Origin of the sequence: Aquabacterium humicola, assembly GCF_030167915.1 — a bacterium.
Lineage (GTDB): Bacteria > Pseudomonadota > Gammaproteobacteria > Burkholderiales > Burkholderiaceae_C > Pseudaquabacterium > Pseudaquabacterium humicola.
The window spans coordinates 57,124-80,100 of the sequence record NZ_JARGNB010000007.1; the positions used below are offsets into that span (position 1 = coordinate 57,124).

Consider the following 22,977-nt stretch of genomic DNA (forward strand, 5'->3'; position numbering starts at 1 on the left):
CGGCTATCGTGCGGCCATTGCCTCACGACCCGGGAGACCCCGATGGCCCACCAGCCGCTGAAAGACTGCATCGCGATCGTCACCGGCGCCAGCCGCGGCGCGGGGCGCGGCATCGCGCACGAACTGGGCGCCGCTGGCGCGACGGTCTACGTCACCGGACGCAGCACGCGCGACTCGCAGCCGACGGACCGCTATCGCGACCTGCTGGGCCTGTCGAAGCTCGACCGCCTGCCCGGCAGCATCGAGGACACCGCCGACGAGGTCAGCGCCGCCGGCGGCCGCGGCATCGCGGTGCAAGTCGACCACACGCAGGAAGACGAAGTGCGTGCGCTCTTCGAGCGCGTGCAGCGTGACCACGGCCGGCTCGACCTGCTGGTCAACAACGCCTGGGGCGGCCACGAGTGCTTCACCGGCGTATTCCAGGCGCCGTTCTGGGAACACCCGCTCGACCAGTGGGAGGCAATGTTCGACCGCGGCGTGCGCAACCACTTGCTCGCCGCGCGCTTCGCGGCGCCGATCATGGTGCGGCAGCGCCGCGGGCTGATCGCCGGCACCACGTTCTGGGACCGCGACCGCTACCTGCAGGGCAATCTGTTCTACGACCTCGCGAAAGCGTCGATGAACCGGCTGGCCTTCGGCATCGCCGAGGAGCTGAAGCCGCACGGCGTGGCCTCGGTCGCGGTATCGCCGGGCTGGATGCGCACCGAGTTCGTGCTCGCCGGCCACCAGGCCGACGAGTCGAGCTGGCGCGAGCGTCCGGCACTGGCGCGCACCGAGTCGCCGCGTTACCTCGGCCGCGCGATCGCCGCGCTGGCGGCCGACCCGGCGCTGATGCACAAGAGCGGCTGCGTCCTTCGGGTGGCAGACCTGGCCCGTGAATACGGCTTCACCGACATCGACGGGCGGCAGGTGGCGGCGTTCGAGCTCTGAACGGCTGCGCGCCGTGCCGGTTCAAGGCAGGCGCCAGTGGTGCACGACGAAGGCAGCCGACCGGACCGGCTCGCCGGCGGCATTGCGGGCCGCCTGGAAGCAGGCGTTACGGAAGTGCGCCAGTGCCGCCTGGTCGATGCCGCGTGAGCCGCTGGATTGCACGATGTCAGCCGCCGAGACGGTGTGATCCGGTTCGACCAGCAACACGAGCCGGACCGTGCCCTGCTCGCGCAGGCGCTGCGCGTCGGTGGGATACGGCGGTGAGTCGCAGGTGCAGGCACCTCCGGGATGCGCCGGCGGGCAGGCCCGCAAGGCGAGCGGCAGGCCGGCGTAGCGCGGCGGGGCGGGCTTCTCTGCCGGCTGTTCCTCGCTGCGAAATCCCGCCTGGCAGCCTTGGGGGAATGCGTGCGAAGGAATGCCGCAGGCGACGCCGCTGGCGGTGGCCCGCCGCTCTTCCGCGCGCACGACGGCCGTGCCCTTGAAGTAGACACGGAAGTTGTCGTCGTAGCGCGTGGTCGTGACGACCGGAAGCAGCACGAGAAAGGCGGCGCTCGAGGTCTGCTGGACCGGCTTGCGGGGGCCGGGACCGCGGTCGGTCAGCTTGTAGGTCCAGACCTCGACCCCGTCGAGCGTTTCGCGCCGCGCCGGCTCGCCGAACTGAGCGAGCACCTGCGCCTGATCCCGCTGTTCGAGGCCGACCTCGCGGTAGTCGGCCGAGCCGACCACGAGCCCGATGCACGACGCCAGTGGCCATGCCAGCGCGACCAGGAGCAGGCGCCGCGCCGTGCGCGCCAGCACACCGCGCATCAGGTGGCCTTCGGCAACTCGAGCCACATGTGCACCTTGCCCTTGAACCCGTCCGGCGTCGCGATGGCCATCGGCTCGGTGCCGAAGGCGCGGAAGCCGCAGGCTTCGTAGAGCGAGATCGCGGGGGCATTGCCCTCGGTGACCGTCAGCGTGACCACCCGCACGCCCTCGCGCGACGCGGCGGCGGCCAGGGCCGCTTCGAGCAGCGCGCGCCCGGCGCCGAGTCCCCGTGCCGCTTCGTGCACGAACATGCCGATCAGGTGGGCCTTGTGGCGCGTCTTCGGCTTGGCCGCGAACTCGACGGTGACGGTGCCGACCAGCTCGTCGCCGGCGAAGGCGCCGAGCGCGAAGCTCAGGCCCTTCGGGTCGTCGATGCGCCGGACCCACCAGGATTCGGGCTCCGCGGCGCGCTCTTCCGGCGTCGAGGTGAAGGCATCGGCGGCCGCCGCGTAGGCGTGCAGCATCAGCGTGCGGTAACGCGGCACATCGGCCGCACTCAACCTGGCGACGCGTACTTCGGACGTCATCGTTCTCCCTTCTGTGATTTCGCCGCTCGCGCGGCTTCGCGCAGGCGCGCGGCGATCGCCAGCCCCGACGGCGTGCGTTCGGTGCCGACCATCACCACGAGGATGCTGCAGGGCGCCGTGCCGCGGTTGCGCCAGGCGTGGCGCGTGCCGTTCTGCACATAGCTGTCGCCCGCCCGCAGCTCCTTCGTGGTGCCGTCGTCGAGCTCGAGCCAGATGCTGCCGGACACCACGTAGCCGAAGTCGATCGAGTCGGTGGTGTGCATGCCGGGGTCGGCCACTTCCCAGTGCGCGGCGAGGCCGGGAAAGACGGCTTCGAGCTGCGTCCGCACGGCGCGGCGCTCCTCCGGCGTCAGGGGTGTCTCGCGCACCGGGGGGATCGTGAAGATGCCGAAGCGCAGGCCGCCGAGAGGCGGGTAGTAGTTGCCGGGCGGCGGCGGCGCGCCGCCGTCCGGCAATACCGGCGGCTGCTCGGCGCTCCACAGCGGCACGTACTCGAACGGGATGCCGTGCACCGTGCGCGTCTCGATCACCGAGTCGCTGGTGAACACAGCCTTCGAGCCGGCATCGTGGCCGGTGACGACACGTCGCACGCCCATGGGGTCTCCCTTCTTCGCCATTCGCCGGCCGGCGAGTGCCCGCCCGCTACGGCGCGATCAGCAGCTTGCCGGTGCGCACCCGCTGCGGATGGTCGCCCACCGGCACGCTGGCCACTTCGCGGCCTTCGTCGAACGAGATCACCGAGACGCGGTCCTGCTCGCTGACCGAGACGTAGCAGTGCCTGCCGTCCTCGCTCTCGGTGGCCCAGTAGGGCTTCGCGCCGAGGGACTGGTCGGAGAGCTTGATGATCGTCGGCTTCAGCGTCGCCCGGTCGACGATCGCCGCATAACCCGACATCGTGGCGGCCACACAGAGCTTGGTGCCTGCGGAATTGATCGCCAGGCCGTGATGAGCGGAGTTCAGCTGGTACGACCAGTACGAGAGCTTCGCGATGTCGTCCGGCACCGGCAGCTCGGCGACACGGGTGATCTTGTCGGCCTGCAGGTCGTATTCGAAGAAGCCGTGGAAGAACGAGACCTGCATGTAGACATGGCGCTCGTCCGGCGCCACGGCCATCGGCCGCACGGCCTTGTCGACCCACGGGCGGCCGAAGGCCTTCAGCTTCTCGCCGATGTCGATGCGCTTCTGCACTGCCCAGGTCTTCGCATCGACCACCTGGAACCAGCGGTCGCCCTTGATGCCGTCGAGCCAGCCGGCGGTCGTCGGCACGTAGACCTTGCCGATGCTCGCGTGGTACACGCGCTGGCCATCCTTCGAGAAGTTGCTTTCGTGCGGCTGGTCGCCCGACTCGAAGCCGCCGACGATCTTGCCGGTGGCCGTGTCGATCGCGTGCACCTTGCGCGCGGTGGACGCGGAGACGAGGAAGGTCTTGCCGTCCGGCGACAGCGCCGCGTGGTCCGCGCGCACGCCTTCGATCGGCGTGCGCCAGGCGATCTGGCCGGTCTGCACGTCGAGCGCGATGACGTCGGCGAAGCTCGGCCGAGACGCGTAGAGGAAGCGCCCGTCCTTCGACGGGAACAGGTCGTCGACCAGCTGGTCGTGGCCTTCACCGATCACGGTGCGGATGAGCCAGAACATGAAACGGCGCTTGATGCCGGCGTCCTCGATCTCCTTCAGGCGCTCGGCGCGGTCGGGCACGAGGTTGAAGCGCTTGAGCACCTTGAAGCTGTGCGGATCGAAGACCTCCGCGGTGCCGTCCCAGTTGCTGCCGACGACGACGACGTCGCGCAGCACGGGCGCTGTTCCGGCCGGGGCGGTGGCCGCGGCTGGGGCGGCCGGCTGCGCAGGCGCCTGCGCAGCGACGGGCAGCACCGCCAGCACCGCAGCGGCAACGGACAGCGAGCAACAGGTCTTGCGCATCGGCGGCTGGCAGGAAGTTCGGACGCGCGCGACTCTAAGCCGCGCCGGCGCTCGTTGCCATTGGGGTTCGCCGGCAGCGCGTGCGGGCCGGGAACACCGCTTGCCGCTATTTGGGCATGCGTCCCCTGCCTGTCTTCGCGTGGTTGATCTTGGGCCTGCTGGGTACGGTGGGTACGGGCCCAGCGTGGGCGAAGCCGCCCGCCGCCGCCCCGTCCGACGGACTGATCCTGGCCATCGAACGCGGCGACCGCCTGCCTGCCCTCGGCCCCGGCAACCGGGGCGCGGCGGTCGTGCGGGCGCAGGTGCTGCTGGACCGGCAGTGGTTCTCGCCGGGCGAGATCGACGGGCTCTACGCGGCGAACATGCGCCACGCCGTCGCGGCGTTCCAGGCGTCGCGCGGGCTGCGGCCGACCGGCCGCGTCGACAGCGCGACGTGGGACGCGCTGCAGGATGGCCGGCCGGCGCCGCTGGTGCGCTACACGATCACCGACGACGACCTGCGCGGCCCGTTCCAGAAGGTGCCGCAGGACCTGATGGCCCGCGCAGAGCTGCCGCAGCTCGGCTACGAGACACCGCTCGAAGGCCTGGCCGAAAAGTTCCATGCCGCGCCGCGGCTGCTGCAGGACCTGAACCGGGGCCGTCCGCTCGCCGCGGGCATCGCGTGGGTCGTGCCCGCCGTGCTCGAGACCAAGCCGCAGCACACCGCCGCGTCCGTGCGGGTGCTGAAATCGGCTCGCCAGTTGCTGGTGCTGGACGCGCAGGGCCGGCCGCTCGCGGCCTTCCCGGTCAGCCTGGGCGGCCGGAACGATCCGCTGCCCCTCGGGCGCCTGCAGATCAAGAACGAGGTCGACGATCCTAGCTTCACCTACGACCCGTCGCTGATGTGGGACGCCAAGCCGAACCACCGCAAGGTGGAGATCCGCCCCGGTCCGAACAACCCGGTCGGCAGCACCTGGCTCGGCCTGAGCAAGCCGCACTGGGGCATCCACGGCACGCCGGAACCGTCGCGTGTCGGCCGCATGGAAACGCACGGCTGCGTGCATCTGACGAACTGGGACGCGAAGCGGCTGGCGGCCCTGGGCAAGGCCGGCACCGTGGTGGACGTGCTGGCGTGACCGCCGATGGCAGGACGGCAGCGCGCGTTCGTCGCGGGGCTGGTCGCCGTGCTGGCCGCCGTGCTGGCGATCGGCGGCTGCAGCGACGAGGCGGTGCGCGAGCACCAGCAGCGGCGGCGGGCGCCGGGCGCCCCGGCCGCGCCGGCGCCGCAGGCGGCGGCCAGCCCGGCGTCGGCCCCTGAGGCGCCCGGGCCACCCGTGGTGCCCGCCCCGCAGCGCAGCGGCGTTCCCCCGTCGCCGGGGGCACTGCGGGTGCCGGTCGCCGGCGTCGATGCGTCAATGCTGCGCGACACCTACGACGAGCGGCGCGGCAGCAACCGCCCGCACGAAGCGCTGGACATCCTGGCGCCGCGCGGTACGCCGGTGGTCGCGGTGGCGCCGGGGCGCGTGGTCAAGCTGTTTACCAGCGAGCCGGGCGGGCTGACGGTCTACCAGTTCGATCCGACCGAACGTTATGCCTACTACTACGCTCACCTGGATCGTTATGCCGACGGGCTGCACGAAGGCCAGTGGCTGGATGCCGGCGATGCGATCGGCACGGTCGGCTTCACCGGCAACGCGTCGCCCGAAGCGCCGCACCTGCACTTCGCGCTGTTCCGGCTGGGTCCGGAACGCCAGTGGTGGAAGGGCACGCCGGTGAATCCGTACCCGCTGTTCCTTGGCGGGCCGCGCTGACCGGCTGCGCCCCTTCCGACCCTCGCCGGTCAGGGCATCCGGTCGAGCCCGGGACCGTCGGCCGCAGGCAGGAAGACGCCGATCGCGCTGGATGCGTGGTCGATGCCCTCCTGGGTCAGGTTCGGCGCGACGCACTCCCCGACGTGGATGAAGCCGCAGGCCGTGATGTCGCGGCCGGCGTGCTGGCCGATGACGAGCGAACACACCCGGCTGTGGCTCGCGAGCCATCGTTCGCGGGCGTTGCGCTGGCCGACGTCGAGGGTCGGACCGCAGACGTAGGCCCGGGGTTGTGCCGCGAACAGATTGCCGAAGAAGGCGGCTTCGAAGCGGTCGAACGCGGCCTGCTCCGGCGCATCGGCGCGCAGGCCGGCCGGTGCCGAAGGGCGATCGCTGCGCAGGCTGATGCGTACCGTGCGAGCGAAGTGATTCGTGCGGGCGAAGATGCAGGCGGAGACGGCGAGTTCCTCTGCGGCATCCAGCCCGCGGTCCAGCCATGCCGGCGCCAGGCCGAGGTCCCCCTGCAGCACGACGGCATCGCCCCCGTTCGCATGGCGCACCCGGGCCCCGGCCGGCAGGGCGCAGGACACCAGGTACTTCAGGGTTTGCCGACCGTCGGCCGACTGCGTCAGCGGCGTGTCTCGCAGGGTTCGCACCGGCTGTTCGCTGGGGGGTTCACCCGCCGGCCCTTGCGCCGACGCGCCGATGCACGCCGCCATCAGCGCCACGGACGCGGGCAGCCGCAGCGCACGCGGGACGGCGCGCGGCATGCCGCCGATCACTGCGCCAGCGACTGGCTGGCCAGGGCGCGCACCGACAGTGCGTGCTGGGTGGGGGCTTCGAGGCCGTTGATGGAGATCCCGTTGATCGAGATCCCGTTGATCGAGATCCCGTTGATGGAGATCCCGTTGATCTGGATCCCGTTGATCGAGATGCCGTTCTGCTTGAGTCCGTTGCTCACATCGGCTGCCTGCACCGACAGAGCGGCGATGCCGAGCGCCAGCGCCGTGGCAATCTTCTTCGTGGTTTGAAAGGCCAAGGGGTTCTCCTGAGGGGATGGGGTGGTGGGAGTTGGTTGGAGCGGCGCAGCGCAGCCGGCGCCACGGGCATTGGTAGGTCGCAGGCCTGCATTCCTTACACAATCGCTCGATGCTGATCTTCCACAACCCCGCCCATGCCCGCCACGACGGCCGCCAGGAGATGTACCGCGGCCGGCTGGTGCCCTGCCACGAGACGCCCGCGCGCCTGCAGCATGTGATGGACGAGCTGCAGCGCCGGCCGGTCGGCGCGCTGCGCACGCCGGGCGACGCGGACGGGGCGCTGATCCGCCGCGTGCATGCGCCGCGTTATGTCGACTTCCTGGCATCGGCGTGGGACGAGTGGGTGGCGCTCGATCCGGCGAACGCGGCACTCGACGTGCTGCCCTCGGTGTGGCCGGTGCGCGGCTTTCGTGCCGACGTGCTGCCGGCCAACTTCGCCGCGCGTGTCGGCCTGTTCTCGTTCGATGCCGGCTCGCCGTTGACCGCCGGCACATGGGAGGCGGCACGCACCGGCGCGGCCTGCGCGATCGACGCGGCCCGCGCGCTGCTGCCCGGGGGTGCGCCGCGGGCGACGATGGCGCTGACCCGCCCTCCCGGCCACCATGCCGGCCCGGACTTCTTCGGCGGCTACTGCTTCCTGAACAACGCCGCCATCGCCGCGCAAGCGCTGCGCGACGGCGGCGCACGGCGCGTCGCGGTGCTCGACATCGACTACCACCACGGCAACGGCACGCAGAGCCTGTTCTACGAACGGTCCGACGTGCTGACGGTCTCGATCCATGGCGACCCGGCCACCGAGTACCCGTTCTTCCTGGGCCATGCCGACGAGCACGGCGCCGGCGAAGGTTTCGGCTTCAACTTGAACCTGCCGCTGGCCGCCGGCACCGACTTCATGCGCTGGTCGGCCGCGCTGGACCATGCGCTGGCCGAGGTGCGGCGCTTCGGCGCCGAGGCGCTGGTGATCGCGCTCGGCGTCGACACCTTCGAAGGCGATCCGATCTCGCGCTTCCGCGTCGCGAGCGCGGACTACCTGAAGATCGGCGCGGCCATCGCCGCGCTCGGGCTGCCCACCGTGTTCACGATGGAAGGCGGCTATGCGGTCGCCGAGGTCGGCATCAACGTGGTCAACGTGCTCGAGGGCTTCGGTTCGTGACCGGCTTGGCGCGGCACTTTACGAACCAGTTGCACAAGGGCCGACTTCGCTTGACACGTCCGGCACAAGCTCTCTGCATCGCACGACATCGCGCCTGACCATGCACTTCGGACCCGGTGGTTTCCTGCGCCTCGCGATCGGCGTCATCTTCCTGGCGGCCGGTGCCACGCAAGCCGCGCAGGCCGAGCAGGCCGAGCAGGGGCCGGCCTGGCGCGATCGCATGCGTGAGCGCATCGAGCAGCGGCAGCAACGGCCGCCCCGCGCGACGCCATCGGATTTGCAGGAGCTCGCGGTCTCGCACCAGGGCATGACGCGCACGGTGCTCGTGCACGTTCCGGCCGGCGTGCGCGAGGGCACGACCCTGCCGCTGGTCGTCGCGCTGCATGGCGGTGGCGGCTTCGCGGCCTACATGGCCGACGACGAGCGCTACGGCCTGAACCGCAAGGCCGACAGCGCCGGCTTCCTGGTCGTCTACCCGAACGGCTACAGCAGGCTGCCCGGCGGCAAGTTCGCGACCTGGAACGCCGGCAACTGCTGCGGCGATGCGCGCGACCGGGCGATCGACGACGTCGGCTTCCTGCGCGAGGTGGTCGCCACGGTGCAACGCCGCCACCCGGTGGACGCGCAGCGCATCTTCGCCGTCGGCATGTCCAATGGCGGCATGATGAGCTACCGCCTGGCCTGCGAGGCCGCCGACGTGTTCCGCGCCGTCGCGTCGGTCGCCGGCACCGAGGGGGTGGCCGCGTGCCGGCCGTCGAAGCCGGTCTCGGTGCTGCACATCCACGCCCGCAACGACGACCATGTGCTGTTCGACGGTGGCGCCGGCGCGGGCGCGTTCCGCGACCGCAGCAAGGTGACAGAGTTCGTCTCGGTGCCCGAGACCATCCGCCGCTGGGTCGAGCGGGCGCAGTGCCGGGGCACGCCTGAGCGGGTGCTCGAGGTGCCCGGCGCCTATTGCGAGAAGTACGCGGCCTGCGCGGACCGGCAGTCGGTGCAGTTGTGCGTCACCAGCGACGGCGGGCATTCCTGGCCCGGTGCGGCGATCACGCGGCGCGGCAAGGAAAGCCCGTCGCAGGCTCTGGACGCGAACGACCGGATCTGGACGTTCTTCTCGAGCCTCGCGCCGCGCTGAGTCGCGGCGTCGGCGCGCGCCGCGCCGGGGCCGGCGAGGGCCCGTCGCGGTCAGGCCAGCTGCGAGCGCATGCGCTGCGCGCGGTCGCGCGGGGCCGGGTGCGTCGACAGCCAGTTCGAGCTGCCGCCGCCGCTCATCTTGTCGAGCTTCTCCAGCGCGGTGACCGCGGCGCGGCGGTCGTGCTGGCGGCGCGACAGGAACTGCATCGCGTAGTCGTCGGCCTCGTTCTCGTTGGACTGCGAGTGCTGCGCGCGCACCACCTTGACGAAGAGATCGCCGAGGTCCGATTGCGCCAGTGCCGCGGCCTTGCCGCCGGCCGCGGCGGCGGCATCGCGCATCGCGCCGGAGCTCATCGCCACCTGCATGCGCTTCTTCGAATGGCCGGCCTGCACGTGGCCGATCTCGTGGCCGACGACGTAGCGGATCTCGTCGTCGGTCATCATGTCCATCAGCCCGCTGTAGAAGCGGATCGAGCCGTCGGCCAGCGCGAAGGCGTTGACCTCGGGGGTCAGGTAGACCTTGTAGTTCAGTGCCAGGCCCTGGTCCTCGCGGCAGCTCTGCGTCAGCGCGGCCAGGCGCTTGGCGTAGGGGCTGGCGGCCGGCGCGATCTTCGACTGCGCGTCCATCTGCTCGGCCATGCGGCTGGAGTGGGCGCGGATGTCGTCGTCGGACAGGCTGGCGGCAGCGGCAGCGCCCTTGGCGGCGCCGAGCGCCTTGCCGAGGTCGAAGGCGAAGGCCTGCGGCGCGAGGGCGGCGGCAGGCAGCAGGAACAGCGCGTGGCGGCGGTGCAGGTTCATCACGGTCTCCCGAAGGCTGGTACGAAGCAGGGCACCACTTTGGGCGCCCTGCATCTCAGCCGCGTGTCGACCGCGGTTTCGTTGGTTTCAGCGCCGGACGCGCCCGCCTACTTCGTCACGCCGGCGCCTGCGGCTTTCACGCCAGCTTGAACGGCAGCTCCCGCTGCGGCTTCGCGCCCGCGCGCCGCAGCGCATTCGCCAGCGCCGGCGCGAACGGCGGCAGGCCCGGCTCGCCCATGCCCTTGGGCGGATCGCTGCTCGGCACGATGTGCACGGCGATGCGCAGCGCATCCGTCATGCGCGCGACGGGGTAGTCGCTGAAGTTGCTCTGCTCGACGACGCCGTCCTTGAAGGTGATCGCCGCGCCGGGCAAGGTGGTCGACAGCGCCATCGTCGCCGCGCCCTGCACCTGCGCCTCGACGGTGCGCGGGTTGACGCAGAAGTTGCAGTGCACGCCGGCGGTGACCTGGCCGATCACCGGCTTGCCGTCCTTGAGCCCCGCCTCGACGACGTAGGCGACCACCGACTCGAAGCTCTCGTGCACCGCGACACCCCAGTGCAGGTGCGCCGGCAGCGTCTTCTTGCCGTAGCCGGACTGCTCCACAGCCAGCTGCAGCGCGGCGCGGTGCCGCGCATGTTCGGGGCCGCTGCCCATCAGCTTCAGGCGGTAGGCGACCGGGTCCTGCTTGGTTGCGTCGGCGATCTCGTCGACCAGCGTCTCCATCACGAACGCGGTGTGCGTCGAGCCGACCGAGCGCCACCACAGCACCGGCACGTTGACCTTCGGGTGATGCACGGCCACGCGCATCGGCACGTTGTACGGATCGCGCATGCCCTCGACGGCGGTGTCGTCGACGCCTTCCTTGACCATGAAGGCCTCGAAGGGCGTGCCGCCGACGATGCTCTGCGTGACGATGCGGTGGTCCCAGGCCAGCACATTGCCCTGCGCATCGTGGCCGATCTCGGCGCGGTGCACGGTGAACGGGCGGTAGTAGCCGGCGCGCAGGTCGTCCTCGCGGCTCCAGATCACCTTCACCGGCGCGGCCTTGCCCGCGGCGGCCAGTGCCTTCGCGACGGCCACCGATTCGAGCAGGTACTCCGAGGTCGGCACCGCGCGCCGGCCGAAGCCGCCGCCGCCCATCTGCACGTGGATGTTCACCTGCTCGGGCTTCAGCCCGGTCGAGGCCGCGATGGCCATCGCGTCGACGCCCGGCATCTGCGAGGCGGTGTAGATGTCGCAGCGATCGGCCTTCAGCTCGACGGTGCAGGCCAGCGGCTCCATCTGCGCGTGGTTGAGGTACGGGAAGACGAACTCGGCCGACAGCTTGTGCGGTGCGTCGGCCAGCTTGGCGACGTCGGCGCGCAGCTTCGGGTTCGGCGCCAGGTTACCGCCGGACTTCGCGAGCTCGCGGTACTGCGCCAGCTGCTTCGGCGTGTCGTTCTTCTCGACGCCACTCAGGTCCCAGTCGATCTTCAGCGCCTCTCGTGCGGTCTTTGCCGGCCAGTAGCCGGTGGCCACCACCGCGACGCCGCGCGCGCCGCGGTCCAGGTCCACCGGCAGCACCGCGCGCACGCCGGCCACCTTCTTCGCCGCGGCGTCGTCGAAGCCCTTGAACTTCGCGCCGAACACCGGCGGATGCGCGATCACCGCCACCAGCATGCCGGGGCGCTTGACGTCCATGCCGTAGGTCTGGCGGCCGCTGGACTTCGCGCGCGAGACCTTCAGCCCGGTCGGCTTGCCGACGATCTTGAAGTCCTTCGGGTCCTTCAGCGCCACCTTCTCGGGAATGGGCTGCTTCATCGCCGCGTCGAACAGCGTGCCGTAGGGGGCGCTCTTGCCGCCCGGGCCCTTCAACACGCCGCGCTCGGCGGTGACCTGCGCGGCCGGCACCTTCCACTGCTCGGCCGCCGCGGCGATGAGCATCGCCTTCGTGCGTGCACCGAGCTCGCGGTACTGCAGGTAGCTGTTCTTCACCGAGTTCGAGCCGCCGGTGAGGTGCATGCCGAAGGCCGGGTCGATGTAGTTCGGCTTCGCGTTGCCGAAGCCGGTGCGCACCGAGGCCCAGTCGGCCTCGAGCTCCTCGGCGCAGACCATCGCCAGCGCGGTCTCGATGCCCTGCCCCATGTCCATGCGGTTGCACAGCACCGTGACGATGCCGTCGCGGCCGATGGTCACGAAGGCGGCCGGCTGCTCGAACGGCGACTGGCCCGGCGGCAGCTTGGGCTGCTGCTGCGCGAGTGTGGCGAACGGCAGCAGCGCCAGGCCGACGCTGCCGCCGATGGTGAGCGTCGCGAACCGGCGGCGCGTCAGACCGGCGGCAGGCTTGGCGTCCAGCGCGGCCTGCGCCGCACGTTGCATCAGGCGGTCGGCGATCATGCGGCGCTCCCTTGCATGCCCAGCGTCACGGCGGCGTCCTTGATGGCCGCTCGGATGCGTTGATAGGTGCCGCAGCGGCAGATGTTGCCGGCCATGGCCGAGTCGATGTCCGCATCGGTGGGCTTGCGGTTGGCCTTCAGCAGCGCCACCGCGCTCATCACCTGCCCGCTCTGGCAGTAGCCGCACTGCGCGACGTCGTGCTTGACCCAGGCGTCGATCACCGCCTTGCCGACCTGGTCGGCGTCCTGGCTCTCGATGGTGCGGATGTCGGCGCCCTTGGCGGCGGAGATCGGCGTCACGCAGGACCGGATGGCCGCACCATTCATGTGCACGGTGCAGGCGCCGCAGAGCGCGGCGCCGCAACCGAACTTGGTGCCGGTCATCCCCAGCTCGTCGCGCAGGGCCCAGAGGATCGGCGTCGACGGATCGGCTTGCAGCGTCACCGCTTTGCCGTTGAGTTTCAAGGTGGTGCTCATGGTGTCTCGTTGTGTGGCGACGGGAAACGGAAGGCGGCGAGTGTGCGACTCGGCCGCGGCGCTGCGATGCTCACACCAATCAACCGCATTCGCATTGGGGCTTTGCCGCTGTCACCATCGGGCGAGACGATTGCCTTGTTCCGAAGCGAAACAACTCCGGGAGAGCCCTGATGGCCGACGCCGACCGCCCCACCCTCGTCTTCGTCTGTGCGCACCTGGCCGACGAACGCCTCTACGCCGCGCAGACGGCCGCCTTGCTGGACACGCACGGCTGCCGCGTGGTCGTGCTGCGCGAGCAGGACACCATGGCCGCGATGGCCGAGCAGGTGCTGGCCGTGGCGCCGCCGCGCTTCACGCTGATCGGGCTGTCGCTGGGCGGCTACGTGGCCTTCGAGGTGATCCGCCGCGCGCTGCCGCGCATCGAGCGCCTGGTGCTGATGGACACCACCGCGGCCGCCGACACGCCGCCGAAGGCCGATGGACGCCGCAAGGACATCGAGCTGGTGCGCCAGCAGGGCCTGGACGCGCTGATCCCCGAGCTGCCCAAGCGCTGGCTGCTGCCGGCGCACCGCGACGACGCGGCGCTGGTAGCGCTGCTCGGCGACATGGCGCGCTCCGTGGGCGCGCAGGGCCAGCGCAACCAGCAGACCGCGATGCTCGGCCGCCCCGATTCGGGGGCCGACCTCGAGCGCGTGCGCGTGCCGACCCTGGTGCTGTGCGGCCGCCAGGACCCGGTGACGCCGCTGGCCGACCACCAGGCGATGGCCGAGCGCGTGCCCGCGGCGCAGCTGGCCGTCATCGAGGACTGCGGCCACCTGTCGACGATCGAGCAGCCGGCGGCGGTGACCGAGGTGTTGCGCGGGTGGCTGGCGGCGACGGCGCGCAGCTAGACTCGCCGCCACTACAGCGCCCCACAAGGGACGGAGGCTTTGACGATGGACGACGCATTCAAGGGCAGCATCGACGCGCGCAGCGTGGACGCCGGCCGCGGCATCAACTGGTGGACCGACGCGTGGGCGATGTTCACGAAGCACGCCGGCATGTGGATCGTGCTGTCGCTGATCCTGCTGCTGATCTTCTTCGTGCTGGCCTTCATCCCCTTCCTCGGCGGCATTGCGGCGGCGCTGCTGGCGCCGATCCTGGTCGGCGGCTTCATGATCACCGCGCGCAAGGCCGAGGCCGGCGTCGCGCCCCAGCCGGCCGACCTGTTCGTGGCATTCAAGACGCATGCGCAGCCGCTGGCGATCATCGGCGCGCTGCTGCTGGCGGCGGTGGTCGTGTTCGGCCTGCTGATGAGCGTGCTGGGTGTCGGCGCCACCTTCGGCTTCGGCATGAGCGGCGCGCACCGCTCGGCCGGCGGCATGTTCGCCGCGATGGGCGCCGGCCTGGTCTTCATCCTGCTGTGCATCGCCTTCGCCTTCGTGCTGTCGATGGCCGTGTGGTTCGCACCGGCGCTGGTGGTCTTCCACGAGCTGTCGCCGATCGACGCCATCAAGACCAGCTTCGCCGCCAGCCTGAAGAACTTCGTGCCCTTCATCCTGTGGGGCGTGGTCTACCTCGTCGCGTCGATCGTCGCGTCGATCCCGGCGGGCCTGGGCTGGATCGTGCTGGCGCCGGTGGCGCTGCTCACCGCCTACGTGGCCTACAAGGACCTGTTCGGCGGCACCTGAGCACGCAGAGACCTCACTCGGCCGTGATCCCGGCGCTGCTGACGATCTCGCGCACCAGTGCCGCCTGCGGCTTGATGAAGGCGCGCAGCGCGGCGCCGTTCACCGGCGTCACGTTGAAGCCCGCGTCCTGCAGCTTGGCCCGCAGCTCGGGCTGCGCCATGGCCTCGAGCAGCGCCTTCTCGTAGGCGGCCACGGTCGCGGCCGGCGTGCCCGCCTTGACGAACAGCCCCTGCCACAGCGGCAGCGCCATGCCGGCGAAGCCTTCTTCCTCGCCGATGCGCTTCACGTCGGGCAGCTGCGGCACGCGGGCGAGGTCGGACACCGACAGGGCCTTGATGCGGCCGTCCTTCAGGAAGGGCATCGCGGTGGACAGCACCAGCATCGCGCTGTCGACCTGCTGGCCGACCAGGTCGTTGGCGATCTGCGCGCCGCCGCGGTAGGGGATGTGCAGCATCGAGATCCGCGCCTGCTTGTTGATCAGCGCGCCGTACAGGTGCTGCATCGTGCCGATGCCGGGCGTGGCGTAGTTGAAGCTGTCCTTGCCGCTCTTGCGCAGGGCGGCGAGCAGTTCGGCCAGCGTGCCGTGCGGCGAGGCCTTGGGCACCGCGAAGACCATCGGCACGGTGGTCATGCGGCCGAGCGGCAGCAGGTCGCGCTCCCAGTCGAGGCGGACCTTCGCATTGACCATCGGAACGAGCACGGTGTCGGTGCCGCCCAGGTAGATCAGGCTGCCGTCGGCGGGGGCATTGAGCACCTTCTGCACGGCCAGCATGCCGCTGGCGCCGGCAACGTTCTCGACGATCACTTGCCGACCCAGGCGCCTGGCCAGCTCCGCGCCGACGACGCGCGCGACGAAGTCGGCGCTGCCGCCGGCCGAGTAGCCGACGACCAGCGAGATCGGGCGGTCCGCCTGGGCGTGTGCGGGACCGGCGAGGGCCGTCCAGGCCACCAGCGCGAGCAGCGAACTGCAGGTTCTGCGGATCATGTGCGTGTTCTCCTTCAGAACGTGTGCTTGACGCCGACGTCCACCGCCGTCGTGCGCGTCAGCCCGTCGCGCTTGGCCGACCCGACGTTGGTGTACAGCAGCGTGCGCTTGCTGAGGTCGTATTGCAGCCCGCCGCCGACCATGGAGGCGTCCAACCCGGTCGCCGGGCTCAGCCGGCCGAAGGCCACGTAGGTTCGCCCGAAGTCGAGCGGCATCAGGGCCGAGACGGTCCAGGACGTCGCATCGCCATTCAGCCCGCCTTCGGCGCGGCTGAAGCTGGCCTTGGGCTGGACGAAGCCGAAGTCGTAGCCCGCGGCGACGAGCGCGAGGTTTGTGGCCGCATCGAGTCGATCGAAGGCGGCGGCGACCCACAGCGGCCCCTGCCGGTATTGCACGTTGCCCGACGACGCCCGCTTGCGCGTGCCTTCGCCGAACGCGGTGGCCAGCTCGACGCTGACGCCGGCCCAACTCGGCGACTTGTAGCCCACGGTGTTGCTCCAGCGGATGTTGGACGCCTCGATGGTCGCCGCGACCGGCGTGTAGTTGGCGTAGGTGTAGGCCGAGCCGAGCTGGCTGACATAGCTCCAGTAGGTCGGGTCGGCATTCAGCGCGACGGCGTAGGCGGCGGAGTATTCGCGACCGGCGTACAGCTCGCCCGCGGTCCGGGAGCCGACGGCGACCACCGAACGGCCGAGCCAGAACACGCTGGCATTGCTCGGCGTGCCGGTGTCGGCGGCGAAGCGGTGCTCGATCTGGAAGCGCGCGTACAGGCCGTCGCCCAGGTCTTCCTGGCTGCGGAATCCGAGCCGCGAGGTGTTGCCGGCCTTCATCGTCCAGACATCCGGTGCCGCGCCGCGCCCCGGCAGCAAGGCGCCGGGCGTGGTGCCGCTGTTCGCCTTGACCAGGCCCTGGTCGATGATCCCGTAGATCGTGACCGTGGACTGCGCTTGCGCTGCGCCGAACGCGGCCAGCGCCATCGCGGCGGCGGCGGCGACGCGCTGCGCCGATGGAAGAACCTTCACGTCTGTCTCCTGGTGGACCTCGGCGTCGATGGCCGATGGGTCGAAGCGTATGTCAATGTATTGTATTGCGTCAAGCGTAATGTATCGATCGCCCTGATGTGAGGGTGGATGGCCCTTGAGGTTTGTTCACTGGGTGGTTCGTCCCAAATACAATATGTATTCGACCCCGTACAACTTCAGGCCCCGCCATGTCCATCGGAATGTTCGACTCCTTCGTCACTGGCCACTGGTTCAGCAACGACGCCAAGCGCCTGTGGAGCGACCGCGCCACGCTGCAGGCGTGGCTGACGGTCGAAGCGGCGCTCGCGCAGGCGCAGGCCGAGCTCGGGCTGATCCCTGGCGACGCCGCGCGCACGATCGGCGAGAAGGCGGACGCGCAGTGCTTCGACCTCGGGCGCCTGGCCGAAGAGATCGCCTTCGCGCAGCATCCGCTGGTGCCGGTGCTGCACCGCTTCGAGGCGCTCTGCGGCGAGCCCGCGGCGGGCTTCATCCACTGGGGCGCGACGACGCAGAACGTCTTCGACACCGCCGCGGCGCTGCAGATGGTGCAGACGCATGCGCTGCTCGCGGGCCACCTCGACGCCGCGATCGGCGCTCTCGGCGAGCTCGCGCTGCGGCACCGGTTGACCGTGATGCCCGGCCGCACCCACGGCCAGCACGCGCTGCCGATGAGCTTCGGCCTGAAGCTGGCGGGCTGGATCGACGAGTTGGACCGCAACCGCGCGCGCCTGGCCGAGCGGCTCGCGCCCTCGTTTCCCGCCTGCATGGGTGGTGCGATCGGCAGTTTCGCGGCGACGGGTGCCGCCGGCCGCGAAGTCGAGGCGCGCCTGGCGGCGCGGCTCGGCCTGCAGCCGGCCGGGCTGCCGATGCGCGGCTCGTTCGACCGCGCCGCCGACTACGTCACCGCGCTCGGTCTGCTCGCCGGAACCGCGCAGAAGATCGCGCAGGACCTGGTGTTCCTGCAGCGCACCGAGGTCGGCGAGGTGGCCGAGGCCTTCCACCACGGCAAGGTCGGCAGCTCGACGATGGCGCACAAGCGCAATCCATCGACCGCGCAACTGCTGGCCAGCCTGGCGCGGCTGCTGCGCGGGCGCATCCCGCTGGCGCTGGAGGCGATGGTGCGCATGGACGAAGGCGACTCGTCGGCGACCAACGTGGCCGACACGCTGCTGCCGGAGATCGCGATCCTCGCCGTGTCGATCGCCGAGACGCTGGGCCGGCTGGCGCGCGGACTGGTGGTCGACGTGGCTGCGATGCGGCGCAACCTCGGGCTCTCCGATGGCCTGATCACGTCGGAAGCGGTGATGATGCGGCTGACCCGTCGCATGGGGCGCCACCAGGCGCATCGTGCGCTCTACGACGCCGCACAGCGCGCGCAGTCCGACGGCGTGCCTTTCGAGGCGGCGCTCGGCGAGTTGCCGGCCTTCGCCGCCCGCGGCCTGCCCGACGACGTGCGGCAGGCGCTCGACCCCGCGGCCTACCTCGGCGAGTCGGCGGCGCTCACGGTCGAGACGGTCGAGCGCGTGAACGCTCGGCCGCCGCTTTCGCCGGCGCCGCGACCGAAGCCCCCGCGCGCGCCGTGACCGGCGTCAGCCGCACGCCGTACGGCGCCGACGGGTCGGCCCAGCGCGCGTGCAGCACCTGGTTCAGCGCGTCGACCTGGTCGGCCACGCTGCAGCCGACGGTGTGGAAGAAGTCGGCATGCTCGTTGGGCAGGTCGGTGCGACCGAGCAGCACCACGCTCAACGCGGCCGGTATCGGCAGGCCGGCCTCGGCGAGCAGGCTGCGAAAGCGCGCGCCGTCCTCGATGCCCCACGCCACCAGCGCGCTGAAGGGCAACTGTCCGCCCGCACCGAGCGCCGCCTTCAGCTGCTCGACCAGCGCCCTCGCGTAGTCGCCGTCCGGCAGCCCGGGCACGTCGACCTCATGCAGTTCGAGCTCGGGGAGCGTGCGCCGCAGCGTCTCGAAGCGCCGACGCCCGAGCTGCGTTGCGAGGAAGGGATGCGTGGTGCTCGCGTAGGCGATGCGACGGTGACCGTGCTGGCGCAGCAGCGCGACGGCCGCGGCCAGCGGCTCGCCCCATTCGGTTCCGACGGCCTCGACATCGGTGCCGACCAGCGCGGCGCCGTCGACGGCCAGCACCTCGCTCTTGTCTCGCAGCGCGGCGAGCAGGCCGATCGGAATGGTCTTGAAGGTCGACTGCACGACGCAGGCATCGAAACGCGGCAGGCCCTTCAGCGCCGCCAGCGCGTGCTCCGGATCGGAGTACGACAGCTCGAGCACGCGGTGGCCCTCCGCCGCGAGGCGGCGCTGCAGCCCTTCGACCAGCACGCGGCCGCGCGCGATGCTGATCGAGCGGCGCAGCAGCAGCACCGACTTGGCGCCGGACTGCCGCGTCCGCTCGGTGCTGGCGGTCGCGGGCCGAGGTGCATCCGCCGCCGTTGCCGGGCCGCCGCGACCCACGAAGTAGGTGCCGCGGCCGACCTGCGACTCGATCAGCCCGCGCGCCTTCAGGTTCTGGAACGCGCGCTGCACCAGCATCTGCGAGGCGCCGAAGCGGCGCATCAGCTCGCGGATTGTCGGCAGGCGGTCGCCGGGCCGGGCATCGCGGGCCAGCTCGTCGAGGAACTGGTCGAGGTCGAAGGAGGTGCTGCGCATGCCAACACAATACAACACACGCCCGATACACCGGCGCGTGTGCGTGCGCAGCGACTTGCCGTCACGGCAGCACCGGGTTGGCGATCGCCTGCGCGATCAGGCGGTCGGCATCGCGCTGCAGCAGCAGGCGCTCGGCCACCAGCGCCGCGGCCGCGCCGCGCACGGCCGCCACGTAACCGGCCTGGTCGACGTACAGCTCCTCCAGCGACGGCCGCTCGTCGCCGGCCGCCAGCCGCGCGGCCTTCGCCTTGTGGAAGGGCAGGAAGCTGCCGGTGAGGTTCGACAGGTCGACGATGCCCGGCGTCGCGACGTAGTTGAACTCGATGCTGGTGCCCAGCGGCACGCGCGCCTCGACGCTGCGGATGCCCGCCTTCGTCAGCCCGGTCGAAACATCGACCTGCGGCACCAGGATCGCGTAGTCGCGGTTCAGGTAGGCCGGCGGCAGCACGCTGGCGATGCCGGACTCGTCCTGCGGCCGGTAGTTCGGCCCGAAGTCGAACAGCGGGAAGCCGTTGTGGCGGGCCAGGTAGTTGAAGTCCGGCACCGGCGTCGGCACGCCGTTGACCGGCCAGGCGAGGCCCTTGATCGCCGGGAAGCGCAGCGCCTCGGGCCGCACCAGCGTGCCGTCGGCGATGCGCGGCACGGCGCTGGCCGGCGGCTCGGTGCCGCGCACCACCCAGTCCTCCAGCGCGACGAACAGCGCGCGGAAGGTGTCGTTGAAGTGCACCACGGTGCCGGCGGGATAGACGTTGCGCGCCGGCGCGTAGCTGATGCTCGCGGTGCCGCCGGGGCCACCGTGCTGCGTGCTGGCGTAGTAGTAGATCCGGGCATTCGCGGGCTGCACCAGGTCGCGGAAGCCGTAGGCATCGGTCAGCACCGGCGAGCCCTGCAGCTGCCAGAACTCGGTGCCCGACAGGCCGAGCATGAACTTCGGGCAGGTGCTGCTCGCTTCGCAGCGCTGCATCACGCCGCCCTGGCGGCCGGCGACGTCGTCGACATAGTCCTTCGCCAGCCCGCGCGGCGCGGTCTGGCCGAAGGCGGTGTGGTCGGTGCGCAGGCCACCGCCGCCGCCCGGCACGGCGAAGCGGGTGTTGACGTGCGTCTGCCGCGCCGCGACGTGCGAATACAGGCCGTCGAACACGCGGCCGCCGCGCAGCGACTCGTTGAAGCCCAGGTGCAGGAAGGTCTTCATCGCGTTGCCGGACTGCGAGGTGCCCTGCCCGATCACGTGCGTGATGCGGCCGGCCAGCGGGTTGGCCTTGCCGCTGCTGTCGGCCGCCGTGCTGCGGAAGAAGCTCACCGTGTCGCGCAGCGCAGCGAGGCCGACGCCCATCACCTTCGGGTCCTTCGCCACGTAGACCAGCTCGTACAGGTACTTCGGATCGAAGCCGCCCTTCAGGCAGATGCGCGTGCCGTCCGGGGTGCCGGGGAAGGGGTTCGCGGCGGCGTCGCAGGCCGCGAACTTCCAGTCCGCGGGCGGGATCGCGATGCGCGGGTCGGTCTCGTTGATGCGGCGCGTCAGCGAGTAGCCGGGCTGGCTGTTGTCCAGGCTCGCCGGTGCGTACGGGATCATCGTGCCGTTGAAGACGCCGCCGGGCAGCGTCATCACCGGCGTCGCGGCGGTGGGCACCAGTTCGGTCCGGTACGGGCCGGTGATGCTGCTGCCGTCCTTGTTCTTCGCCACCGGCACGTTCACCGTCAGCCGCGCCGCGGTGCTCTTGGGCACGTCGCCCTGCCAGGCCGAGTACAGCAGCACGTAGCCGCGCTCGAAGTACACCGCATCGCCCGGCACGGCAGCCGGGTTGGGCATGGTCAGGATGTTGCCGCGGTTCGGCGCGTCGTAGCGCAGCACGCCCGAGGCCTTGGCCATGTCCTTGGGCTTGAGCACGACGAAGTCGGCGCTGTACTCGACCATGCCGTTGGCGTTCACCGGCGCGAGCTCCAGGTCCTGGATCACGCGGTTGCGCGCATCCTTCGGATCGAGCTCGCCGCTGATCGTGCCGGTCAGCTTCTCGTAGGCGCCGACGTTGCCGTAGCTGCCGGCGACGTCCTCGGTCGCGGTGATCGCGAGTGTCAGCCGCGGTGTCGCGGCGGGTGGTGGCGTGTCGTCGCCGCTGCCGCCGCAGGCGGCCAGCAAGGCGGCGGCGCAGGCCGCCATCGACAGAAGGGATCGCTTCATGGTCGGGTCTCTCACGGTCGGTGAAGGAATGCGGCGCGCGGACGAGCGCCGCCCGCGCGGCCCATCGCTGTCGGGCCGCGCTGCGGAAGGCAGGCAATGCGGGAACGCGCTGCGCCGCTGCGGCGCGCGCGGGGGGCGTTATTCGGCTTCGATGCCGGCGGCCTTGATCACCTTGCCCCACTTGGTGGTTTCGGCGGCCTGGAACTTCGCCAGCTCCTCGGGCGTCGTCGACCAGGCCTCGGCGCCGCTGCCGTCGAAGAAGGCCTTGGCCGGCGCGCTCTTCACGGCCGCCACCAGCACCTCGCGCAGCCGCGCGACCACCGGCGCCGGCGTGCCGGCCGGCACGTAGGCGGCGAACCAGTAGCCCATGTCGTAGCCCTTGACGCCGGCCTCGTCGATCGTCGGCACGTCAGGCAGCAGCGGGATGCGCTTGGTCGTCGACACGCCCAGCGCGCGCAGCTTGCCGCCCTTGATCTGCGGCAGGCCGGTGGCGGTGTCGGTGATCATCAGGTCGATCTGGCCGCCCAGCAGGTCGGTCACCGCGTTCGGGTTGCTCTTGTAGGGCACGTGCAGGATGTCGGTGCCCGACAGCTGCTTGAACATCTCGCCGGCGACGCGGCTGGACGAGCTGCCGCTGCCGAAACTCAGCTTGCCGGGGTCCTTCTTCGCCTTGGCCAGCAGGTCGGCCACGGTCTTGTACGGCGCATCGGCGCGCACCACCAGCACCTGGCCGCCCTTGCCGAGCCCGGTCACCGGCGCGAAGTCCTTCACCGGGTCGTAGGCCAGCTTCTTGTACAGGTGCTCGTTGGCCGCGTGCGTGGTGTTGGTGGTGATCAGCACCGTGTAGCCGTCGGCCGGCGCGCGCGCGGCGGCCTGCGCGGCGAGCATGCCGCTGGCGCCGGCCTTGTTGTCGACGACCACCGCCTGCTTGGTCTGCTCGGTGAGCGACTGGCCGAGCGCGCGCGCGAGCTGGTCGGTCGCGCTGCCGGCGGCGAAGGGCACGATGAAGTTCACCGGCTTCGCGGGCCAGGCCTGCCCGAAGGCCGCGAAGGACGTGGCGGCGAGGGCGGCGGCCAGCGCGGTGCGGCGCGTGAAGTGCAGCGGGTTCATGGGCTTGTCTCCTGGGGATGTGTCGGGTGCGGAATTCAGTCGGCCGGCCCGCGCAGCAGCGGCGCGAGCTCGGCGGGCAGGTCGATCGTCAGGTCGAGCAGCAGGAAGGACAGCGCCTTGCCATGGCTGTCGAGGTTCAGCGCATCGTTGACGCCGCCGTCGAGCACTTCGTCGAGCACGATGTTCAGCGCGTGCAGGGTCGGCAGTTCGTGGCGCGTGATGCGTGCGGGCCGGCGGTGCGCGAACTGGGCCGCGATGCGGGCTTCCGTCAACTGCTCGACGATCGCCGGGTACAGCGCCGGATGCCAGGCGATGACACTGATGTTCGAGCGGTTGCCCTTGTCGCCGGTGCGACCGTGCGCGGCGCGCCACAGCGGGATGGTGAGGGTCTTGTCGGTGGTGTGCATGGC

23 protein-coding genes are annotated in these 22,977 nt (G+C 71.0%); 8 read left to right on the forward strand and 15 right to left on the reverse strand.

What is annotated here, in order from left to right:
- Nucleotides 1–42 precede the first annotated feature (42 nt).
- Nucleotides 43–930, forward strand: coding sequence for an SDR family NAD(P)-dependent oxidoreductase (locus tag P1K89_RS25450; RefSeq protein ID WP_284619339.1), 888 nt, complete (start codon nt 43–45; stop codon nt 928–930).
- Nucleotides 931–951: 21 nt separating this feature from the next.
- On the opposite strand, the gene P1K89_RS25455 is transcribed toward P1K89_RS25450, so the two are convergent.
- Genes P1K89_RS25455 through P1K89_RS25470 form a run of 4 tightly spaced genes read right to left on the reverse strand, consistent with a single transcriptional unit; the run spans nt 952 to nt 4,181 of the window.
- Nucleotides 952–1,737: an energy transducer TonB gene (locus tag P1K89_RS25455; protein ID WP_284619340.1), complete on the reverse strand. Its 786-nt coding sequence runs from the start codon at nt 1,735–1,737 to the stop codon at nt 952–954.
- A complete protein-coding gene (locus P1K89_RS25460) occupies nt 1,737–2,264 on the reverse strand; it encodes a GNAT family N-acetyltransferase (protein ID WP_284619341.1) in 528 nt (175 codons plus the stop codon). The genes P1K89_RS25455 and P1K89_RS25460 overlap by 1 nt, the downstream gene beginning before the upstream one ends.
- Entirely contained in the window at nt 2,261–2,860 is a 600-nt protein-coding gene (locus tag P1K89_RS25465; RefSeq protein ID WP_284619342.1) for a cupin domain-containing protein, read from the reverse strand. The genes P1K89_RS25460 and P1K89_RS25465 overlap by 4 nt, the downstream gene beginning before the upstream one ends.
- A 46-nt stretch (nt 2,861–2,906) precedes the next feature.
- Complete coding sequence (locus P1K89_RS25470) at nt 2,907–4,181, reverse strand: YncE family protein (RefSeq protein ID WP_284619343.1); 1,275 nt, start codon at nt 4,179–4,181, stop codon at nt 2,907–2,909.
- Between the two features lie 116 nt (nt 4,182–4,297).
- On the opposite strand from P1K89_RS25470, the gene P1K89_RS25475 reads away from it, so the two are divergent.
- Complete coding sequence (locus P1K89_RS25475) at nt 4,298–5,296, forward strand: L,D-transpeptidase family protein (protein WP_284619344.1); 999 nt, start codon at nt 4,298–4,300, stop codon at nt 5,294–5,296.
- A gap of 6 nt (nt 5,297–5,302) precedes the next feature.
- A complete protein-coding gene (locus tag P1K89_RS25480) occupies nt 5,303–5,971 on the forward strand; it encodes a M23 family metallopeptidase (protein WP_284619345.1) in 669 nt (222 codons plus the stop codon).
- 29 nt (nt 5,972–6,000) lie between these two features.
- Here P1K89_RS25480 and P1K89_RS25485 read toward each other — a convergent pair whose 3' ends face one another.
- Both P1K89_RS25485 and P1K89_RS25490 read right to left on the reverse strand, forming a co-directional pair.
- Nucleotides 6,001–6,696 carry a hypothetical protein gene (locus P1K89_RS25485; protein WP_284619346.1) on the reverse strand — a complete coding sequence of 232 codons (696 nt, stop codon included), beginning with the start codon at nt 6,694–6,696 and terminating at the stop codon, nt 6,001–6,003.
- Between the two features lie 50 nt (nt 6,697–6,746).
- A complete protein-coding gene (locus tag P1K89_RS25490) occupies nt 6,747–7,007 on the reverse strand; it encodes a hypothetical protein (protein ID WP_284619347.1) in 261 nt (86 codons plus the stop codon).
- Nucleotides 7,008–7,117: 110 nt separating this feature from the next.
- Here P1K89_RS25490 and P1K89_RS25495 point away from each other — a divergent pair, with 110 nt between their 5' ends.
- Nucleotides 7,118–8,161, forward strand: a complete 1,044-nt coding sequence (locus tag P1K89_RS25495; protein ID WP_284619348.1) for a histone deacetylase family protein — start codon at nt 7,118–7,120, stop codon at nt 8,159–8,161.
- A gap of 100 nt (nt 8,162–8,261) precedes the next feature.
- The gene (locus P1K89_RS25500) at nt 8,262–9,293 is read left to right on the forward strand and encodes an extracellular catalytic domain type 1 short-chain-length polyhydroxyalkanoate depolymerase (protein WP_284619349.1); all 1,032 of its coding nucleotides are present in this window, start codon (nt 8,262–8,264) and stop codon (nt 9,291–9,293) included.
- Nucleotides 9,294–9,343: 50 nt separating this feature from the next.
- On the opposite strand, the gene P1K89_RS25505 is transcribed toward P1K89_RS25500, so the two are convergent.
- The 3 genes from P1K89_RS25505 to P1K89_RS25515 all read right to left on the reverse strand — a co-directional run bounded on the left by P1K89_RS25505 (nt 9,344) and on the right by P1K89_RS25515 (nt 12,943).
- The gene (locus P1K89_RS25505) at nt 9,344–10,090 is read right to left on the reverse strand and encodes a M48 family metalloprotease (protein WP_284619350.1); all 747 of its coding nucleotides are present in this window, start codon (nt 10,088–10,090) and stop codon (nt 9,344–9,346) included.
- A 136-nt stretch (nt 10,091–10,226) separates the two neighbouring features.
- Nucleotides 10,227–12,467 carry a xanthine dehydrogenase family protein molybdopterin-binding subunit gene (locus P1K89_RS25510; protein ID WP_284619351.1) on the reverse strand — a complete coding sequence of 747 codons (2,241 nt, stop codon included), beginning with the start codon at nt 12,465–12,467 and terminating at the stop codon, nt 10,227–10,229.
- Nucleotides 12,464–12,943 carry a (2Fe-2S)-binding protein gene (locus tag P1K89_RS25515; RefSeq protein ID WP_284619352.1) on the reverse strand — a complete coding sequence of 160 codons (480 nt, stop codon included), beginning with the start codon at nt 12,941–12,943 and terminating at the stop codon, nt 12,464–12,466. Before P1K89_RS25515 ends, P1K89_RS25510 begins: the two co-directional genes overlap by 4 nt.
- Nucleotides 12,944–13,113: 170 nt before the next feature.
- On the opposite strand from P1K89_RS25515, the gene P1K89_RS25520 reads away from it, so the two are divergent.
- Both P1K89_RS25520 and P1K89_RS25525 read left to right on the forward strand, forming a co-directional pair.
- Entirely contained in the window at nt 13,114–13,833 is a 720-nt protein-coding gene (locus P1K89_RS25520; RefSeq protein WP_284619353.1) for an alpha/beta fold hydrolase, read from the forward strand.
- A 45-nt stretch (nt 13,834–13,878) separates the two neighbouring features.
- Nucleotides 13,879–14,613, forward strand: coding sequence for a BPSS1780 family membrane protein (locus P1K89_RS25525; protein WP_284619354.1), 735 nt, complete (start codon nt 13,879–13,881; stop codon nt 14,611–14,613).
- 13 nt (nt 14,614–14,626) lie between these two features.
- On the opposite strand, the gene P1K89_RS25530 is transcribed toward P1K89_RS25525, so the two are convergent.
- Both P1K89_RS25530 and P1K89_RS25535 read right to left on the reverse strand, forming a co-directional pair.
- Complete coding sequence (locus P1K89_RS25530) at nt 14,627–15,598, reverse strand: Bug family tripartite tricarboxylate transporter substrate binding protein (RefSeq protein ID WP_284619355.1); 972 nt, start codon at nt 15,596–15,598, stop codon at nt 14,627–14,629.
- A gap of 14 nt (nt 15,599–15,612) precedes the next feature.
- Nucleotides 15,613–16,620, reverse strand: coding sequence for a porin (locus P1K89_RS25535; protein WP_284619356.1), 1,008 nt, complete (start codon nt 16,618–16,620; stop codon nt 15,613–15,615).
- A 188-nt stretch (nt 16,621–16,808) separates the two neighbouring features.
- Here P1K89_RS25535 and P1K89_RS25540 point away from each other — a divergent pair, with 188 nt between their 5' ends.
- Entirely contained in the window at nt 16,809–18,203 is a 1,395-nt protein-coding gene (locus P1K89_RS25540) for a class-II fumarase/aspartase family protein (protein ID WP_284619357.1), read from the forward strand.
- Here the strand turns inward: P1K89_RS25540 and P1K89_RS25545 are convergent.
- The 4 genes from P1K89_RS25545 to P1K89_RS25560 all read right to left on the reverse strand — a co-directional run bounded on the left by P1K89_RS25545 (nt 18,121) and on the right by P1K89_RS25560 (nt 22,974).
- Nucleotides 18,121–19,278, reverse strand: a complete 1,158-nt coding sequence (locus tag P1K89_RS25545) for a GntR family transcriptional regulator (RefSeq protein WP_284619358.1) — start codon at nt 19,276–19,278, stop codon at nt 18,121–18,123. The two genes, P1K89_RS25540 and P1K89_RS25545, sit on opposite strands and share 83 nt — an antisense overlap.
- Before the next feature lie 61 nt (nt 19,279–19,339).
- Nucleotides 19,340–21,457, reverse strand: coding sequence for an alpha/beta hydrolase domain-containing protein (locus tag P1K89_RS25550; RefSeq protein WP_284619359.1), 2,118 nt, complete (start codon nt 21,455–21,457; stop codon nt 19,340–19,342).
- Between the two features lie 138 nt (nt 21,458–21,595).
- A complete protein-coding gene (locus P1K89_RS25555) occupies nt 21,596–22,567 on the reverse strand; it encodes a Bug family tripartite tricarboxylate transporter substrate binding protein (protein WP_284619360.1) in 972 nt (323 codons plus the stop codon).
- Nucleotides 22,568–22,602: 35 nt separating this feature from the next.
- Nucleotides 22,603–22,974, reverse strand: a complete 372-nt coding sequence (locus P1K89_RS25560; protein ID WP_284619361.1) for an AtuA-related protein — start codon at nt 22,972–22,974, stop codon at nt 22,603–22,605.
- Nucleotides 22,975–22,977 lie beyond the last annotated feature (3 nt).